Genomic DNA, 18,554 nt, shown 5'->3' with positions numbered 1-18,554 from the left:
TAGTGTGTAATAGCCCTAACCTTTCTGCGGTAATGAGATAACGAATCCCGGCATGCTTTGCCCCCTAAACTGTTCCGTATGAAGTGGTCTACTGAATTTGGACCCCTTTCAGGAATTGTGTCACTGGGATGGTACATCACCGTCTGATTCGCCCTCACCCGCACTCTCTTTGCTTTGAATGAACCGGAGTGCCAAATAGAGGTCTGGAGCCAGAAGCATGTCATCATCATTCATTGTTGGCCGGCTTTCTTTAAACCAGCGTGTTAATTCCGTTTTCCGGCCCGCCAGGATTAACGTAATCTGTCGACTTTTCAGGTCACGCTTTAACTCATTAATGGTGGCCAGGACACTTATATCTGAATAGGTGAAGCAGGCAACGGCATCAATAACCACCCATTTAGGTTGTAATGTTGTACCATCAACTAAGTTCAATACCCGACGTTTAAAATAAGCCACATTAAAATAGGTCAACGGGGAGTTAAATCGATACATCAACACGCCCGGAACCATTTTAATATCGGTTGAATTACCTAATGAGTGAATCATTCCATTTTCGTCAGTTCCCAGTAAGTGCTCAGAAGGACGAAAGACTGTACGCAGGAACTGTAACAGACCGAGCAACACGGCAAGCCCGATTCCCTGGATTACACCGATAATTAACACACAGCCAAAGGTGAAGAAGGCCAAACGAAATGCCTGTTTATTTCTTCGCCTCAGGTTCCATAGCCCACGTAAATCAATCAATGACCACGAGGCATACATTAGAACAATACCTAATGCAGAAACCGGAATAAACTGTAATGGCTGAGTAAAAAATACGACTATGATACCGATGAGTAAGGCTGCGACCACGGAAACCAGCTGACTTTTCCCCCAGTTGAATCATTAACAGCGGTTCGGGAATCGGCTCCACTGATAGCAAACCCCTGAGATAATCCAGACATGAGATTCGCAATACCCAGAGCTCTAAACTCAGCATCAGCATTAATGTCATAGCCATTTTTCGCGGCGAAACTACGGGCGGTCAGCATAAGACTGACAAAACTGACCAAAGCCAGGTTCAGCGCCGGGATCACTAAATCACGCATCAGACCTGGCTGGAACGCCGCCCAGTTAACGACGGGTAAACCAGGCTGAAAACCGTCCCCCCCAATAGTGGTAATCCCATGATTTTGTGCTGATGTTCCCCATACCAGCGCCGTTGTTATCACAATGGCAATCAACGGTGCTGGCCAGTGGCTGCGATACGTTTTGATAACCATTAAAATAACTAACGTTAAAAGTGATAGTCCTAAGGTTAATAAATGGCTGTCTGCGATTCGGCCTGGCAAGGCAATTATTTTTTCAATAACCTGCGCCTCATCAAGTGTGATCCCTAAAACCTTACCTAATTGCCCGACAATAATCGTCACGGCTACGCCATTAAGCAAACCAGTAAGAATGGGATGAGAAAGCAGATCGGCAAGTGCGCCCAGGCGAAATTTACTGGCAAGCAGGCACCATCCGCCCATCATCAATGTCATGATGATCGTCAGTTGCCAGTGCAGTTCGGGATTACCTGCAGAGAGGGGAAACACGACGGCCGCAATCACCGCGCAGGTTGTAGCATCAGGGCCAACAATAAGCTGACGTGAAGAACCAAACAGTGCATAAGCGATCATCGGTAAAACGCAGGAATACAGCCCTACGATTGCCCCAACACCCGCCAACTCAGCGTAAGCAATAGCAACGGGTAGTGCGACAGCCGCAACAGATAACCCGGCTTTAACATCATGTTTTAGCCAGCTTTTATCGTAGGCTAATAAATTTTGTAAACCAGGCATGTAATTTAAAAAAAATTTTCCGAACACTTTATTCTCCGGATATTGTTCTTACCCACGCAATGTTGGCACACTTCTGAGTGAGGTTCTGGTTATCTAATGCTCCCGGAATGAGGCCGCCACCGTTCAGGCCCTAATAACCTCAACCATCTTATTATTCTGACTGGTGTTAAACATAGTTCAAAACCGACCGTGCCTTCTGATCCCAAAAATTGTCCGCTGAGTGCCAGCAGCGGACATTAAGCATGGATTTATGTAGGGGAAAGTGCGATTAGTGCAGTTGCAATATTAATAAGATTTCGCTCGCTGCCGAATAATGAGCAAATCCAGTATACGATTGTTGGTACTCCGCTCAATGATACTGCTCCGGCCGATAACATCAACGTATGTATCGGGCCGGTCGTCAACAACTTGCTGTTTTACGTACTTTCGCGAGTCTGGACCCATTCTTCATGGATCTTCTGTACTTTAACCCACAGTTTTTTAAGCGATATCTCAGGAACGTTTTCGAAAGTCAGACCGAATTCTTCATCAAGCACTTCCTGCCACTCTGGTAAAGACGTTGAGATGTGAGTCGTAACGACTTCGCCATCGGTTTTTGTTAAAACGCAACCTCGCAGTATCGTTTTGCCGTGTGGCTTCCGGAGTTGTGCAGTAACAACTTTTGCATATCCGGATTCAGGGGAATGCATATTAAAGTGATGACGGTCTACGAAATCACTCATAGAAGCGGGTTGCTCAGCCATATTCACGCCTGCGATCCAGCACGATGGATCGGCAATGAGATGCCAATCGCCCACGCCGTCCTTGTCCATGGCTTCCATGCCAAACTGCATCGAGTCCTGGTTAACGGTAGTATTCATCAGAGGCATTTGCTCATGAAGCGCATCGCCAAGACCGACATCCACCCACCATCTCCCGTTGGGATTATTTTCACTCGGCAACCCCTCAGCGATGATAGCTGCATGGTTTTCCAGTTTTATATGCTCGGGGCCTTCAGCGCCGTGGACGTTTGCTGGGTGAATACTCACACGATAACCAAGGTGGGTGAGTAGCGTATGTAAGCCGCCATTGAGCTGAAAACAATAACCACCTCGTCGGGTTGTTGCCGCTCTTCTGAAACTTTCCATGGCGTCAATTCCCCAATCCTGACCAAGGTGGATCCAGAATGTTTCGTAAGGGATCCGCTCTACATGAGCTTGATGTAAACGGGTAAGTGCCTCAATGGAGGGTTTTTCTGCGTCAAGGCCAAGGCGAGCCAGATAGGCTTTTACTAAATCGTTCATGTTAATGTCATATTCCTAAGTCTGTGCATGTTGCATTTTTGAGAGTTTATCAGAGGGAGGGTTTGGAACTTTAAAAAGGACTGATGGCGTCAGATAGATTCTAAATCTGCTCCAGGCAATACATTTTCTCTATAATTACGGGCATTTCTAACTGAAAGTGGCTGTATTTTATTACCCACATTCAGTACTGTGTAGCGTCTAAATTGAGAATAATGTTTTCATATTTGAGAGGAGTCGATGGACTTAAATGCCTTAAAGATGTTTGTTCTGACAGCCCGCTGCGGTAGCCTTTCTGCAGCCGCGCGGGAAAACAACATACCGCTTCCGACGCTAAGCCGTAGGATCGCTGAACTTGAGCATGAGCTGGATGTTGTTCTGCTAGAACGCACTGTGAAAGGTTGCAGAGCAACAGAGGCGGGTAAAAAATTGCTGGATCAGGCCAGTTCGGCTATTGATACGCTTAATGATGCCGAGCAGTTCCTCACCACTGCCGATTCCCGCATTACAGGCCGATTACGCCTGACAATGCCTCAATCACTTGAACCGTGGTGGGAAATCATCAGACAGTTTCAGCGTATATATCCGGGTATTGCCATTAACGTTTATACGACTGAACGTCGAGTGGATTTAGTTTCTGAAGGTATTGATGTCGCGCTGAGAGTTGGAAGCATCTCTGATGATGATGTCGTTGCGAGCCATCTCATGGATTTCAGGCATATTCTGGTCGCCAGCCCGGCGCTTTTTCAGGGCAGTGAGCCCCCCAAAGAGCCATCAGACCTGATGAAGTATCCCTGTGCCGCCTGGGGTTCGGTGATAGGCGCGCGTCCGGTGTGGATGCTCGGTGAACATACCTACGATGTTCCAGCGACCTTCATCGTCAATGATTATCTTCATTTGCGCTCTGGAGCCCTTGCTGGCGACTACATTACTGAGTTACCTGCTTTTTTTGCTGCGGAATACATTAATAGTGGAAAACTGATTGAGGTTTTACCCCAGACACGTTTGCCCTACTCATCATTGCATCTGGTTTATAAAAAACACCGACATGTTTCCACGGCGGCCAGAGCCTACATAGAATTCTGTAAGGCTAATGTACACATACTAAAAGAAAAAAGCCGCGTACCCTCAGATGATGAAAGTATGTATCCATGAATTTGAATTATCAGTCAGATAGCGTATGTAGGTAAGGCGGTGACCGATTCACGCGGTGAGTTCAAGGGGTAGATGCAACGCTATCCTTAATCGAAGGGATGTTGCCATGAAACCCAGATACCGGGCATCAGCGAAGTGATGTTCATTAAGAGAACGGAACGCGACTCCAATGTATGTAAATTAGCCTGACCTCGCGGATATTTCCAACTTACCGCCGTCCGATGGCGACGAGGCCAGTGCCGCGCATAGTATAGACACCCTTCTACTAGTAATTAGCTATCCGTGCGTCTATGGCCATGCGCGGGTACTGATTTTACTCGTGTTTAATCATCACATGGCGGATAACAGTGTAATCCTCGAGTCCATAAACCGACATGTCCTTACCGTAACCGGAGAGTTTTTGCCCGCCGTGCGGCATTTCGCTCACCAACGTGAAGTGGGTGTTGACCCAGGTACAGCCATACTGCAAGCGGGCGCTGAGGCGATGGGCACGACCGACGTCTCGCGTCCAGACCGAAGATGCCAGCCCGTATTTTGAATCGTTAGCCCATGCCAGAACCTGAGCCTCATCATCAAACTGGGTGATGCTGACCACCGGGCCGAAGACTTCCCGCTGAACGATAGCATCGTCCTGATTCGCGCCCGCCAGCAGCGTTGGGGCAAAATAGTAGCCTGCACCCTCTACTTTTTTACCGCCGGTGATGACTTTGATGTGCCCGAGCGCTTTGGCCTCATCCACCGCTTTGGTGATGCGATCCAAATGAGCCTGAGAGCTTACCGGCCCCAACTCTGTTGATTCATCATTCGGTGAACCGGTTTTCAGGCTGGCGACCGCCGCACCCAATTTTTCGACCAGCGCGTCGTAAATGCCTTTCTGCGCGTAGATGCGACAGGCTGCGGTGCAATCCTGCCCGGCGTTGTAATAACCGAACGTGCGTACGCCGCTCACCACCGCATCGAGATCGGCATCATCAAAAATAATAACCGGGGCCTTGCCGCCCAACTCCATATGCGTGCGCTTAATCGATGGCGCAGTATGCCCAATGATGTGTTCACCGGTAGCAATAGAGCCGGTCAGTGAAACCATGCGCACTTTTTCATGACCGGTCAGCGGATCGCCCACGGTTTTACCACGACCAAACAGCACGTTAATCACGCCTGCCGGGAAAATATCTTTCGCCAACTCCGCCAGCTTCAGTGCCGTTAATGGGGTAATTTCGGATGGTTTAATCACCACGCAGTTACCTGCCGCCAGCGCCGGTGCCAGTTTCCACGCGGCCATCATCAGCGGATAGTTCCACGGTGCGATAGACGCCACCACCCCCAGCGGATCGCGACGGATCATGGACGTATGCCCTTCCAGATACTCCCCGGCCGCCAGGCCGTTGAGCGTACGTGCCGCACCGGCAAAGAAGCGGAAAACATCCACAATCGCCGGAATTTCATCATTTAGCACGCAGTGAAAAGGCTTACCGCAATTCAAGGATTCCAGCTCAGCAAATGTCTGCGCGTTTTCGGCGATAGTGTCCGCCAGCTTCAGTAACAGCTCTGAACGCACTTTCGGTGTGGTTTGCCCCCAGCTGGCAAAAGCCTCGTCGGCGGCACGGACGGCTGCATCAACCTGCACGGTTGACGCCTCGGCAATTTCCAGGATCACGTCACCGGTAGCAGGGTTATAAACCGGCTGCTTTTCACCTTCACCGTTAACCAGTTCGCCGTTAATCAGTAATTGATGTTGCATAGCAATTTCCCATATTGTCGTTTATTTACCGTTTCCGGCGAGAGTGTCGCCTTCACGCGTCAGCCACCAGGCCCCTAAAATCGGCAGTGTTGTGACCGCCATCACCAGCAATGCCACTACGTTGGTCACCGGGACATCACGCGGACGTCCCAGTTGATTGAGTAGCCACAGCGGAAGTGTTCTTTCGTGTCCGGCCGTGAACGTTGTTACGATGATTTCATCAAACGACAACGCAAACGCCAGCATGCCTCCGGCCAACAGCGCCGACGCAAGATTCGGCAGCACCACATAGCGGAAGGTTTGCCAGCCGTTCGCCCCCAGGTCCATTGACGCTTCAACCAGACTCCATGATGTGCGACGAAAACGGGCCACAACGTTGTTAAATACCACTACCACACAAAACGTCGCATGTCCCACCACGATGGTCAGGAAGCCGGGTTCCAGATTGATGGTTTTAAATGCAGTCAGCAGTGCCAGACCGGTGATAATGCCCGGTAGCGCAATAGGCAAAAGCAACAACAGCGATATTGCGTTCTTGCCAAAGAAATCCCGCCGCCACAGGGCCGCCGCCGCCAGCGTTCCTAGCACCAGTGCGATGGCCGTCGACAGCGCGGCGATCTTAAGTGACAGTGTCACTGGTTCCAAAATATCGCTACGCTGTGCCGCCACGCTAAACCACCGTAGCGTAAGCCCCTGCGGTGGAAAGCTAAAAGCGGCTTCCTCGGTATTAAACGCATAGGCGGCGATGATGAGGATGGGAAAGTGCAGGAAAATCACGCCACCCCATGCGGCCAGTTTGAGTAAAAACGGTGCGCGTTCAGAGTGCATCAAACGCTCCCAGACGCTTCACGAACGCCAGATACAGTGCGATTAATACAATCGGCACCAGGGTGAATGCCGCCGCCATTGGCATGTTGCCGATAGCCCCTTGTTGCGAATAGACCATGTTGCCGATGAAAAAACCCGGCGGCCCCACCAGTTGCGGCACAATAAAATCACCCAGCGTCAGCGAGAAGGTAAAGATTGAACCAGCAGCAATACCGGGGATAGCCAGCGGCAGCACTACATAGCGGAAGGTCTGACGCGGGCGGGCGCCCAAATCCGCCGAGGCCTGCAGCAATGACGGCGGTAACCGTTCCAGCGCAGCCTGTACCGGCAGGATCATAAAAGGTAGCCAGATGTAGACGAAAACCAGAAAACGCCCTAATCCTGACGTCGACAGCGTATTCCCGCCCACGGCTGGCAGCGTCAGAAACGCGGTCAGGATCGGCTCCAGCCCGAGATGGGTTAAAAACCACTGCGCCACGCCGTCTTTAGCTAACAGCAACGTCCACGCGTAGGCTTTGACGATATAGCTGGCCCACATTGGCAACATGACGGCGATGTAAAAAAAGGCTTTCATCTTGCCGCTGGTGTAACGCGCCATATACCACGCCATCGGAAACGCCAGAATGGCGCTGGCAATAGTCACCGCTATTGCCATGGTCAACGTGCGTAAAATGATGTCGTAATTCGCCGGGTTAAACAGCGCCTGCAGGTTCGCCAGCGTCAGATCTGGCGTAACGGACATGGTGAAATCGTCAAAGGTATAAAACCCTTGCCACAGTAATGTCAGCAATGAGCCAAAGTAGACGACACCAAACCACATCAGCGGTCCGAGCAGTAGTAAAAACAGCCCCAGCCCCGGATTACGCCAGAAATAACCTGAGATTTTGTTCAACCTGGTGGTCTGGGGAGGTGAATGTAAAACGTTCATCGCCATTCACCTCTCCTCAACCAGCGGGACCATCACGTCACGTGACCACGAGGCCATGACCTGCTGACCCGGCGACAGCGTTGACGGCAGCGTTTCTCCCGTCAGGTTCGCCTGGCTTACCAGCAACTTTTCGCCACCAGCCAGTTTTAGCTCAAACCGCGTCGCGGCCCCCTGATACTGCACCGCCTGAATAACGCCCGGCGCCTGCACTTCTGCACCAGGATCATTCAAGCGAATGTGTTCCGGGCGCAGAGAGAACATTCCCTGCAGGCCGCAGACATTCTCCGACATGGCGGTATCAAAGACGTTTGATGTCCCGACAAAGCTCGCCACAAACGGCGTGCGTGGGCGCATATAGAGTTCACGGGGAGAGTCCACTTGCTCAATGCGGCCGTTATTAAACACCGCCACGCGATCGGACATCGACAGCGCCTCACCCTGATCGTGGGTAACAAAAATGAAGGTAATGCCCAGCGCCTGCTGTAGTTTTTTCAATTCCAACTGCATCTGTTCACGCAGTTTAAGATCCAGCGCCCCAAGCGGTTCATCCAGCAGCAGCACGCGTGGTTCATTAACCAGTGCGCGGGCGATCGCCACGCGCTGGCGCTGTCCACCGGAAAGCTGCGACGGTTTACGCTCATAAACGAAGCCGAGCGCCACCTTCTCCAGCGCTTCTCGCGCTTTGGCATGGCGCTGTTTTTTATCCATCCCTTTGACCATCAACCCATAGGCCACGTTATCGAGGATCGACATATGCGGAAACAACGCGTAATCCTGAAATACCGTGTTGACGTCCCGCTCCCAGGGCGGCAACTCGCTGGCCTGCTTGCCAAAAATGCTAATTGCGCCGCCTGACAGCTGTTCAAAACCAGCTATCAGGCGCAGACAGGTTGTTTTGCCAGAGCCGGATGGCCCCAGCATAGAGAAAAACTCACCATCGTTAATCGCAATACTGACCCCATCGACGGCACGAACATCCCCGTACAATCGCGAGACATTGTTAAATTCCACTGCGTACGTCATAAAACCCCCAGCGGAATCAGCGACCGCCCATAATGGCTATGTAATCTTGCGTCCAGCGACTGTAAGGAACGAACTTGCCCCCTTCGGCGATCGGCGTTTTCCAGAAGGCGATTTTGACGAAATAGCTATAGCCATTGGTTTCACATCCTTTTTCACCCAGCAGCGGGCTGGCTTTGCATCCCTCAGGCACGACCGGCAGCGATCCAAACCAGGCGGCAACGTCGCCCTGCACTTTCGGGGTTAATGACCAGTTCATCCATTTGTAAGCACAGACCGGATGTTTTGCTTCGATGTGCAACATGGTGGTATCCGCCCAACCGGTAACCCCTTCTTTTGGGAAGACGGTGGCGACAGGTTGCCCTTCAGCCTTCAGGGCGTTAGCTTGATAAGGCCATGCGCTGGAAGCGACAACACCTTCGTTTTTAAAATCACTCATTTGCACGGTGGTGTCATGCCAGTAGCGATGGATCAGACTATGCTGATCTCTCAGGACCTTAATGACGGCCTGATACTGTTTCTCGGTCAGCTGATAGGGGTCGGTAATGCCCAGTTGTGGTTGGGTGGCTTTAACAAATAACGCCGCATCGGCGATATAAATCGGACCGTCGTAAGCCTGGACGCGCCCTTTATTGCTTTTGCCGTCTTCCAGGGTTTGCGCTACAAACACCACTTTCCAGCTATCCGGCGGCGTTGGGAAGGTCTTGGTGTTGTACATCAGCAGGTTTGGCCCCCACTGATACGGTGTGCCGTACACTTTTCCCCCGACATTAAACCATTCGCCGTTGACTACACGCGGATCGATGATTTTCCAGTTCGGAATAAGTGCAGTATTAATAGGTTGAACACGTTTCCCCATAATTAAACGCAGTGACGCGTCACCGGATGCCGTGACCAGGTCATATCCGCCTTTTGCCATCAGGCTAACCATTTCGTCTGAGGTGGCCGCCGTTTTCACATTCACCGCGCAGCCCGTTTCCTTCTCAAACTGTGAGACCCAGTCATATTGTTTATCCGTTTGGCCACGTTCGATATACCCCGGCCAGGCAATAATATCCAGGCGTCCTTCTGGTTTATCTAATGATGTTGGGGGTTCAGTTGCGTGGGCGGTCATCAGTGTCATACTGAGCGCACACAGGCTCGTGAGGGCAAATTGCTTGCTCATAACGTCTTACTCCTGTCGAAAAAAAATAATGAGCGGCAGCCTTGCCGTAAATATATGTCCTTTCCTAAAAGTAGTCGGGGTGTTGGCAGCGTTCCTGCTGGCGCAAGGAAATTTAATCAGGTTGTGAGCTAACGCTCATTACGCTGTCAGTTATTGCAACGTTATTTAATCTTCTGGAGTATAGACAACGAGTTAGATGCACGGAGGGGAATAATTAGAGGTATTGATATTTTGTATGGTTGCACCTGAAAAAAATAACATCGTGATTTTACTGGTGCTATTTCAAAAATAAGAATGGGCTATTCTTTTATATTGAATAGCCCATTCATTATTATTTCATCATCTCGCGAATTAATTTCCCAAGTTGTTTCACTGCCTGCTCTTCGCGTTCTCCCCAGTGCCATGCGGTATTGAAGCGAAAGAAGCGTGTCCAGGTTCCTGACGTCGAGAACATTTTCCCCGGTGCAATGCTGATATGGTGCGCCAGTGCCTGCGTGCTGAGCTCGCCCGCATCAAGCGGTTCAGGCAGTTCGAGCCACAGAAAATAGCCGCTATCGCTATGATGAATTTTGACTTCCGCCGGAAGATGGCGCAGCAGCGTTTGCCAGGCTTGCTGTTTGCGTTCTGCCAGTTGACGACGTAGCCGACGCAAATGCGCGTCATAACGCCGGGTAGAGAGGTAATCCACCAATGCGAGTTGCATCGGGGAACTGGTTGATAAGGTGCTCATCAACTGAAGCCGCTGAATGCGCCGCGCATGCTTCCCCGCCGCCACCCAGCCAACGCGAAATCCGGGTACCAGGCATTTTGAAAACGACGAACAGTGTAGCACTCTGTCGCCACGATCCCAGGCTTTGGCGGGCAGCGGTTTTTCACGGCCAAAATACAGCTCGCTGTAAACATCATCCTCGATCAGCATCACGTTGTATTTTTCCAGCAACGCGACCAGATGGGCCTTTTTCTCTGCGCTGAGCGTAAACCCCAACGGGTTTTGGCTGTTGGTCATCAGCCAGCAAGCCTTCACCGGATACTCTTGTAAAGCCTGCTCCAGTGCGACGAGATCGATCCCGTCCTTGACGTCGGTGGCAACAGACAGCGCTTTTAAACGCAGCCTTTCAAGCGCCTGCAAGGCGCCGTAAAAACAGGGATTTTCGACAATCACCCAGTCGCCAGGTTCGGTCACTGCCTGCAGGCTCAGGTTGAGGGCTTCCAGCGCCCCGGCGGTAATCACAATGTCATCCGGCGAAATAGTGATCCCCTGCTGTGCATAGCGACGTGCAATGGCATTACGCAATTCGGCATTACCCGGCGGCAGGTTTTCAATCACGCTCATTGCCGTCGCCGTTTTGCTCACCTGCGCCAACGAACGGTTAAGCTGCTGCAGGGGAAATAAACGGGGGTCGGGAAATGCGGACGCAAACGGCATCACCGAAGCATCCCGGCTGGCCTGCAGCATGTCAAAAATATACGTGTTGATATCGACCGCTTCATCGCGCACAACCTGCGATTGCGGGGTTGCCGACTCACGTTCGGGCCGCGCGGCAACATAATAGCCGGATTGCGGCCGCGCAATGATCCGCCCCTGACTTTCCAGCAACTGATAAGCATGGCCGACGGTCATAAAACTCATCCCACTGGTCGCCACCTGTTCACGTAAAGAAGGTAGACGATCGCCGGGTTGCCAGACGCCAGAGGCGATTTGATCGCGAATTTGTTCCGCCAGCCGTTGATATTTTTTCATGATGATTCTCGGGAGTCAGATGCAGGTGACGCTCGCAGTGTATATCAGTCAATAAAATTAACAACATTCTGACAACTGTTATGGGATTGTGTTTTTACTGCATTGTGAACGAAAGCGGTTAACCACATGCTCACACCGCGAGCCTGCACAGCATCAATTTTCGTCGCGTACTTTAAATAGAATAAATAATTGATTTTATGGGTGTTTAAAAAATGAAGTTTTCATATCAGTACCGCTAACAAATAACAGCACAGCAACTGTTATGGTTAAAAAGAACTGTTCTGTTTCTGCCCCCCACTGTTCCTCAGGCATAGAATTGCGCTAAATCAATTTTGCCTGCGGAGTTAAGCATGTTCGGTCTTGACGCGTTTCACCTGGCGCGCATCCAGTTCGCGTTTACGGTGTCGTTTCACATCATCTTTCCGGCCATTACTATCGGTCTTGCCAGCTATCTGGCGGTGCTTGAAGGTCTGTGGCTGAAAACCAAAAATCCCACCTGGCGTTCGCTGTATCATTTCTGGTCTAAAATATTCGCCGTCAACTTTGGTATGGGCGTGGTTTCGGGCCTGGTGATGGCCTACCAGTTCGGCACCAACTGGAGCGGTTTTTCCGAGTTCGCCGGGAGTATCACCGGGCCGCTGCTGACCTATGAAGTACTGACCGCCTTCTTCCTCGAGGCAGGATTCCTTGGCGTGATGCTGTTTGGCTGGCAGCGCGTGGGTCCAGGTCTGCACTTCTTCGCCACCTGTATGGTCGCGCTGGGCACCATTATTTCAACTTTCTGGATCCTCGCCTCCAACAGCTGGATGCAAACACCGCAGGGTTACGAAATTATCAACGGACAAGTCGTGCCGGTGGACTGGTTTGCCGTCATCTTCAATCCGTCCTTCCCCTATCGTCTACTGCATATGTCCGTCGCCGCCTTCCTGAGCAGCGCCCTGTTTGTCGCGGCGTCGGCGGCCTGGCATCTATTACGTGGAAATAATACGCCGGCAATTCGTGCCATGTTTTCAATGGCCCTGTGGATGATGCTGATCGTCGCCCCATTACAGGCGTTGATTGGTGATATGCATGGACTTAACACCCTGAAGCATCAACCCGCCAAGATTGCCGCCATTGAAGGTCACTGGGAAAACGTGCCCGGTGAACCGACCCCGCTGTTGCTGTTCGGCTGGCCGGATATGGAACAGGAGCGCACCCGCTACGGGCTGGCAATACCCGCGCTGGGCAGCCTGATTTTGACCCACAGTCTGGATAAACAAGTTCCGGCTCTGAAAGAATTTCCGAAAGAAGATCGTCCTAACTCCACCATGGTGTTCTGGTCGTTTCGCATTATGGCGGGACTGGGGATGTTGATGATCTTGCTCGGCACATTTGCCCTGTGGCTGCGCTACAAACAACGCCTGTATACCTCGCGTCCTTTCCTGCGCTTCGCACTATGGATGGGACCCTCCGGTCTGATTGCCATTCTGGCCGGATGGGTGACCACCGAAGTCGGTCGTCAGCCGTGGGTTGTTTACGGCCTGCAACGGACGGCGGATGCGGTTTCCGCACATGGCGATTTGCACATGAGCATCAGCCTGATGGCCTTCTTTGTGGTTTACAGTTCGGTCTTCGGTGTGGGCTACAGCTACATGATCCGCCTGATCCGTAAAGGACCGCAGGAAGATGACCCGACGAGTCCGCCAACGGGTACTCCTGCACGACCGCTTTCCGCTGCGGTCCTCGATTCTCAACCGGAGGCACATCGCTAATGGGTATTGATTTATCAGTTATCTGGTTCGTTATCATCGTGTTCGCCACCCTGATGTATATCGTGATGGATGGTTTCGACCTTGGGATTGGCATTTTATTTCCGGCCATTCAGGACCCCGACGATCGCGATGTGATGGTCAACAGCGTCGCGCCGGTCTGGGACGGCAATGAAACCTGGCTGGTGCTGGGGGGCGCAGGCTTGTTTGGTGCCTTTCCGCTGGCCTACGCGGTGATCGTCGATGCGTTGACCATCCCCTTAACCCTGATGCTAATCGGCCTGATTTTTCGCGGTGTGGCCTTTGAGTTTCGTTTCAAAGCAACGCCCGCACACCGGCCATTCTGGGATAAAGCGTTTATATGCGGTTCAATCCTCGCCACCTTTACCCAGGGCGTTGTCGTCGGTGCGGTGCTTAATGGATTCTCAGTCAGCGGACGCAGCTACAGCGGCGGACCTTTCGACTGGCTCACCCCTTTCACGCTGTTTTGCGGCGTGGGCCTGGTGGTGGCCTATGCGCTGCTGGGTGCGACATGGCTGGTGATGAAAAGCGAAAATCCACTACAGGATAAAATGCGCAACGCCGCCAAAAAACTGCTGCTGGCGTTGCTGGTCGTCATTGCCATTATCAGCCTGTGGACACCGCTGGCGCACAGCGCCATTGCCGATCGCTGGTTTAGCCTGCCAAACCTGTGGTTCCTGATGCCGGTTCCACTCCTGGTCGCGCTGATCAGCCTGTGGTTGTGGCGTTCGCTGGGCCAGCAGCACAGCCATGCACTGGCGTTTATCCTGACGCTGGGGCTAATTTTCCTCGGTTTCAGCGGACTGGGGATCAGCATCTGGCCGCATATCATTCCACCGTCCATCACCCTCTGGCAGGCGGCAGCCCCGCCACAAAGTCAGGGCTTTATGCTGGTAGGTGCCTTGTTGATTATCCCAATAATCCTCGTCTACACCTTCTGGAGCTATTACGTTTTTCGCGGCAAAGTTCAACCTGGTGAGGGGTATCATTGATGCAACAATCAATCTTGAAACGCCTGATGTGGCTGGCGATCCTGTGGGGCGGCAGCGTGCTGGCCCTGGCCGCTGTTGGCATGGCCTTCCGTGTGCTGATGACGGCTGCAGGTTTTAAGTCCTGAGTCTGCATTCATATTGGTCGGGTAGCGTAGCGTTACCCGACAGCTAAAATCCCAACGTTATATAAACAAAAATGCAATAACCGGCGAATTGATGAAACACCGATTGCCTTTAACCCGATTAAATAATGAAATAGTCACCCGACGAAATTACAGCAATTTTTGTTAAAACGTACCAGAGGGTGAATGATGTTTAAGAAAGGGTTAACGGTGTTATTGCTGACCAGTGCGCTTTTTTCTGGCCAGCTTTTCGCTACTAATCAGGGACATGAATATCTTCAGGTGCAGGATGCCGATCACTTATTACGTCACACGGCTGACAGCGATGAACTGCGTATGACGGCGGAAGAATCCGCCGCCGATCTCCGCGAACACCATCACTGGCAAAAATCACGCAAACCCGATACCCATCAAAGTTAACGCTTAGCCTTTACGCTTCGGCAGCGTTTTCATCAGTTCATCCGGACTGACGGAAGCCACGATGCTGCCCGGCAACGGCATTTTCAGAATGTGATGTTTCATCTTGCCGATGACGTGCATTTCGCACGGTCGGCAATCAAATTTCAGCGTCAGCACATCGTCACCGTTGACCAACTGCATTGGCGTCGCTTTCCAGCTTTTGATGTTACCTTTAGCCTGTTTTGGGCATAGATTAAAGGCAAAACGCAGGCAGTGCTTGGTAATCATCACCGGCACCTCGCCTTTTTCCTCATGCGCTTCATAAGCAGCATCAATCAGCTGAACACCATAACGGTGATAAAACGCGCGCGCTTTATGGTTATAGACGTTTGCCAGAAAACTCAGATGCGTTTGCGGGTAAACCGGGGCCGGGTCGGCTACCGGTTTGCGGCGGCCACGCTGGTAACTGGCCAGTCGCGCTGCGTCCAGCATTTCAACGGCGTCACGACGCAGCTGATTAAGCTGACCGTTCGGCACAAACTGTGCGCCCGGCAGATTCACCTGAATATCACGGGCGTAATACAGCGTCTGCCCAAGCTTTGCCAGCCCCTCCTGCAAATTGCTCAGCGCTTTTTCCGCGTTGTTCGCTTCCTCAAACTGGCCGTCCAGCGTGTGGGTGATGCTCACGCCCTCTTCGCTGGTGAGCGTCAGGATCAGCTGTTCCTGCCAGCCGCCCAGTTCAATATCGACCGCCACGCGACGTTCGCTGGACGTTTTGGTCAACGCCTGCTGCCAGTTATGATCGAGGTTACGATTCAACGGATGATGCGGACGCACTTTATGCAGATCGGCCGGCATTTCATTCGGCCAGACCCGATAGCGGTTGTTCCCCGTTTTCTCGACGGTATTGGCGCGAAATCCAACCACATCGCGTTTGATCAACACGTTCAGACCATCGCCGTTAGCCAGCGGCTCCGTCACTTCAACATCAAGGTGATCTTTTCCCACCTTCAGCACTTCGCCTACCGGCAAGCCGATAAACTTCGGCGAGTCAAATGCACCGATATCCCCTTTGCGGGCGGTGACAAAGTAATCTGTGCTGCCACGGTGGAACGTTTTGTCCGTTGAGGGGGTAAAGAAATGTTCTGTACGACCGGCTGAGGCACGGGCCAAATCACCGCGCTGTTCGATAATCGCATCCAACATCTGGCGATAATGGGCGGTGATATTTTTCACGTAGCTCATGTCTTTGTAGCGGCCTTCAATTTTGAAGGACCGCACGCCTGCGTCGATCAACGCGCCCAGATTAGCGGTCTGATCGTTATCTTTCATCGACAGCAGGTGTTTTTCGTATGACACCACCCGCCCCTGATCGTCTTTCAGGGTATACGGCAGGCGACAAGCCTGAGAGCAGTCACCACGGTTAGCGCTGCGCCCGGTCTGGGCGTGGGAAATATAGCATTGGCCGGAATACGCCACACACAACGCACCGTGAATAAAAAACTCAAGGGTCGCGTCGGTAGCCTGATGGATGGCGCTAATCTGTTCCAGACTCAGCTCGCGCGCCAGTACAATCTGGGTAAACCCCACATCGCCGAGAAACTTAGCCTTCTCGACGCTGCGAATATCACACTGGGTGCTGGCATGCAGCTCAATGGGCGGAATATCCAGCTCCAGAATCCCCATATCCTGTACAATCAGGGCATCAACGCCGGTCTGATACAGGTCGGTAATCAACCGCTGAGCGGGTTCCAGCTCATCATCGTGTAAAATCGTGTTCAACGTCACAAAGATTTTTGCCCCATAGCGATGGGCGAAAGGCACCAGTTCAGCAATATCCTTCAGGCTGTTACTGGCATTATGACGTGCACCAAACCCCGGTCCACCAATGTAAACGGCATCTGCGCCGTGCAAAATGGCTTCGCGCGCAATCGCGGTATCACGGGCCGGGCTTAACAATTCAAGACGATGAGGTTGCTGAGGCATACGGTTGTTACCATCCAAAAGCGGTAAAATGGCGGCTATTGTAGTCAGAAGCGCGACGTTGCGAAATAGTTTTCCCTATTAACTCCGTGGGTAATGGATGAGCGAATGAAAGTGAACCGGCAGTTCACTGCTGTTCCGATAACTGTGTGCGGTATCCCCGGCAAAACGCACTCCCTCACCGGTTTTTAACGTTCGCCATCTGCCGTCAATGTCCATATCCAGCAGGCCATTAATCACCACCACATGTTCAATAACGCCGGTCTCATGCGGGGTAGATTCGCTAAGCGCTCCCGGTGCCAGCAGTATCGAAAAATGGTCAAAGCAGAGCTGTGGATCCCACGGGAACAGCGGCGTGACGATCATCGCCTGCTGCTGCGGGTCGAATGCGGGCGTGCTCTCCGCTTCCGGCGGCGTGATAAAGCTCGAAAAGGGAACGTTCAGTCCGGTGGCGATTTTCCATAATGTCGCCACCGTTGGGCTGGATTCGTTGCGTTCAATCTGCCCCAGCATGGCTTTTGACACGCCGGTCTCCTGCGCCAGACGTGCAAGGCTCCATTCCCGCTGCTGACGTAACGCCCTGAGCGTGGTCGCCAGATAGTGGGTAACATTGTCCATTCGTTATCTCCCTCGATCTCATGTGGCAAAGCACTAGACTATCACTTGCACGCTATAGCGCACAGTGCTACAGTGACCGACCGTTATAACGCACACGGAGTCGCTATGCGCACATATTCACTCCCTCTGCCTACCGTACTGTCTGGTTTTGTTGCTGTGCTGGTCGGCTACGCCAGTTCAGCGGCGATTATCTGGCAAGCGGCGATAGCCGCCGGGGCAACTACCGGGCAAATTGCCGGCTGGATGACCGCGCTGGGCATCGCCATGGGCGTCAGTACGCTGGCATTAACGTTATGGTACCGTGCGCCGATATTAACCGCGTGGTCAACGCCCGGTGCAGCGCTGCTGGTCACCGGTCTGCAGGGTGTCACTATTCAGGAGGCAATTGGCGTATTTATTGTCGCCAATGCGCTGATTGTCCTGTGCGGCGTGACAGGATTGTTCGCCCGACTGATGCAAGTCATCCCTCACTCGCTGGCGTCAGCGATGCTGGCTGGGATCCTGCTGCGTTTTGGCCTACAGGCATTTAATAGTTTGAACAACGAGCTGCTCCTGTGCGGCAGCATGCTACTGGCGTGGTTGGTGCTCAAAGTTGTCGCCCCGCGCTACGCGGTCATTGCTGCGATGTTGGTGGGAATAATGATTGCTTTGATAAAAGGTGACGTTGTCACTAACAACATCACTCTCTCACCGGTGATGCCGGAATTTATCGCCCCCCATTTTTCCCTCGCCCACAGCATCAGTATTGCTTTGCCGCTGTTTCTGGTCACCATGGCCTCGCAAAATGCCCCCGGCATTGCCACCATGAAGGCCTCCGGCTATTCATTACCCGTTTCGCCGTTGATCGTGTTCACCGGCCTGCTGGCGCTGTTGTTTTCCCCGTTTGGCGTCTACTCCATCTGTATTGCCGCCATCACCGCCGCGATATGCCAAAGCCCGGAAGCGCACCCGGACGCCCAGCGACGCTGGTTAGCGGCCGCCGCCGCG

General features: G+C 52.3%; 15 protein-coding genes and 1 pseudogene. 6 read left to right on the top strand and 10 right to left on the bottom strand.

What is annotated here, in order from left to right:
* Positions 1-120: 120 nt before the first annotated feature.
* A pseudogene (locus FDW95_RS03075) lies at positions 121-1,850 on the bottom strand (SulP family inorganic anion transporter).
* A 389-nt stretch (positions 1,851-2,239) separates the two neighbouring features.
* On the bottom strand, positions 2,240-3,106 hold the full coding sequence (locus tag FDW95_RS03070; RefSeq protein WP_115258457.1) for an arylamine N-acetyltransferase: 867 nt from the start codon (positions 3,104-3,106) through the stop codon (positions 2,240-2,242).
* Between the two features lie 237 nt (positions 3,107-3,343).
* Between FDW95_RS03070 and FDW95_RS03065 the strand changes: the two genes are divergently transcribed.
* Complete coding sequence (locus FDW95_RS03065; RefSeq protein WP_115258456.1) at positions 3,344-4,258, top strand: LysR family transcriptional regulator; 915 nt, start codon at positions 3,344-3,346, stop codon at positions 4,256-4,258.
* Between the two features lie 313 nt (positions 4,259-4,571).
* Here the strand turns inward: FDW95_RS03065 and patD are convergent, their stop codons facing one another.
* The 6 genes from patD to FDW95_RS03035 form a co-directional block, all read right to left on the bottom strand.
* A complete protein-coding gene (gene patD, locus FDW95_RS03060) occupies positions 4,572-5,999 on the bottom strand; it encodes an aminobutyraldehyde dehydrogenase (RefSeq protein ID WP_115258455.1) in 1,428 nt (475 codons plus the stop codon).
* 21 nt (positions 6,000-6,020) lie between these two features.
* A complete protein-coding gene (locus FDW95_RS03055; RefSeq protein WP_115258454.1) occupies positions 6,021-6,827 on the bottom strand; it encodes an ABC transporter permease in 807 nt (268 codons plus the stop codon).
* Complete coding sequence (locus FDW95_RS03050) at positions 6,817-7,761, bottom strand: ABC transporter permease (RefSeq protein ID WP_096756980.1); 945 nt, start codon at positions 7,759-7,761, stop codon at positions 6,817-6,819. Before FDW95_RS03050 ends, FDW95_RS03055 begins: the two co-directional genes overlap by 11 nt.
* Positions 7,762-8,778 (bottom strand): ABC transporter ATP-binding protein, encoded by a 1,017-nt coding sequence (locus FDW95_RS03045; protein ID WP_115258453.1) that lies wholly within the window; start codon positions 8,776-8,778, stop codon positions 7,762-7,764.
* 16 nt (positions 8,779-8,794) lie between these two features.
* Complete coding sequence (gene ydcS, locus FDW95_RS03040) at positions 8,795-9,940, bottom strand: putative ABC transporter substrate-binding protein YdcS (protein WP_115258452.1); 1,146 nt, start codon at positions 9,938-9,940, stop codon at positions 8,795-8,797.
* A gap of 331 nt (positions 9,941-10,271) precedes the next feature.
* On the bottom strand, positions 10,272-11,681 hold the full coding sequence (locus FDW95_RS03035) for a PLP-dependent aminotransferase family protein (protein WP_096756977.1): 1,410 nt from the start codon (positions 11,679-11,681) through the stop codon (positions 10,272-10,274).
* A 350-nt stretch (positions 11,682-12,031) separates the two neighbouring features.
* Here FDW95_RS03035 and FDW95_RS03030 point away from each other — a divergent pair, with 350 nt between their 5' ends.
* From FDW95_RS03030 to FDW95_RS03015, 4 genes are all read left to right on the top strand, one after another.
* The gene (locus FDW95_RS03030; RefSeq protein ID WP_115258451.1) at positions 12,032-13,435 is read left to right on the top strand and encodes a cytochrome ubiquinol oxidase subunit I; all 1,404 of its coding nucleotides are present in this window, start codon (positions 12,032-12,034) and stop codon (positions 13,433-13,435) included.
* Complete coding sequence (gene cydB / locus FDW95_RS03025; RefSeq protein ID WP_115258450.1) at positions 13,435-14,445, top strand: cytochrome d ubiquinol oxidase subunit II; 1,011 nt, start codon at positions 13,435-13,437, stop codon at positions 14,443-14,445. The genes FDW95_RS03030 and cydB overlap by 1 nt, the downstream gene beginning before the upstream one ends.
* Positions 14,445-14,570 (top strand): DUF2474 domain-containing protein, encoded by a 126-nt coding sequence (locus FDW95_RS03020; protein ID WP_115258449.1) that lies wholly within the window; start codon positions 14,445-14,447, stop codon positions 14,568-14,570. Before cydB ends, FDW95_RS03020 begins: the two co-directional genes overlap by 1 nt.
* 186 nt (positions 14,571-14,756) lie before the next feature.
* A complete protein-coding gene (locus FDW95_RS03015; RefSeq protein WP_096756971.1) occupies positions 14,757-14,987 on the top strand; it encodes a DUF2554 family protein in 231 nt (76 codons plus the stop codon).
* A gap of 3 nt (positions 14,988-14,990) precedes the next feature.
* Here FDW95_RS03015 and FDW95_RS03010 read toward each other — a convergent pair whose 3' ends face one another.
* Together FDW95_RS03010 and FDW95_RS03005 are read right to left on the bottom strand one after the other, a co-directional pair.
* Entirely contained in the window at positions 14,991-16,952 is a 1,962-nt protein-coding gene (locus FDW95_RS03010) for a U32 family peptidase (RefSeq protein ID WP_115258448.1), read from the bottom strand.
* 78 nt (positions 16,953-17,030) lie between these two features.
* Positions 17,031-17,567: an XRE family transcriptional regulator gene (locus tag FDW95_RS03005; RefSeq protein ID WP_115258447.1), complete on the bottom strand. Its 537-nt coding sequence runs from the start codon at positions 17,565-17,567 to the stop codon at positions 17,031-17,033.
* A gap of 105 nt (positions 17,568-17,672) precedes the next feature.
* On the opposite strand from FDW95_RS03005, the gene FDW95_RS03000 reads away from it, so the two are divergent.
* Positions 17,673-18,554 (top strand): benzoate/H(+) symporter BenE family transporter (locus tag FDW95_RS03000; protein WP_249358891.1); only part of this gene is annotated, 882 nt, incomplete at its 3' end.

Origin of the sequence: Citrobacter sp. wls718 (genome assembly GCF_005280945.1) — a bacterium.
In the GTDB taxonomy this organism is placed as follows: domain Bacteria; phylum Pseudomonadota; class Gammaproteobacteria; order Enterobacterales; family Enterobacteriaceae; genus Citrobacter; species Citrobacter gillenii.
This window is presented reverse-complemented; position numbering and strand designations above follow the sequence as displayed.